The sequence below is a fragment of the Streptomyces hilarionis genome (assembly GCF_024539675.1).
Taxonomy (GTDB): Bacteria; Actinomycetota; Actinomycetes; order Streptomycetales; family Streptomycetaceae; genus Streptomyces; species Streptomyces hilarionis.
Genome location: NZ_JAHHIT010000476.1, coordinates 1 through 412, shown reverse-complemented (window position 1 = coordinate 412; position 412 = coordinate 1). Strand labels below are relative to the sequence as shown.

The window sequence follows — 412 nt, the reverse complement described above, 5'->3', positions numbered from 1 at the left end:
ATTTTGAACTGCTCGGCAGTCTTGGGCTTGACCTCCACTTGCCACTGCGCCGGAATGATCGGTAGATGATCCAACGACCAGTTCTTGTGATGAATGCCGTAGGCTTCAGGCGGGGCCGTCTCCAGTAGGTGACCGATACACCAGGTGACAGTTGTCTCGGGGCCGATCAGGCAACCGTCACCGCGCCGAGTGGCTCCGAGAACCTTGGCGATATCACGACCTTGGGAAGGTTTTTCGCAGAGGAAGAGGCGCATATAACTACTCCGGATTGAGTTCGGAGCAGCGTTGTTCGAGGTGGCAGGGGCGAGATATGAGAAACCTGAATGGCAGGTTCCTCATATTAGTCGGTGAGGGCGGGATGGGCCGAGGCTGGTACCCCGTTGTAGCGTGGACGACAGGGTCGGTCTTCACG

At 57.5% G+C, this 412-nt stretch carries 1 pseudogene; it reads right to left on the bottom strand.

Annotated features, from left to right (window positions below):
* A pseudogene (locus tag KMS84_RS43985) lies at positions 1 to 254 on the bottom strand (hypothetical protein); the annotation flags it as partial.
* Positions 255 to 412 lie beyond the last annotated feature (158 nt).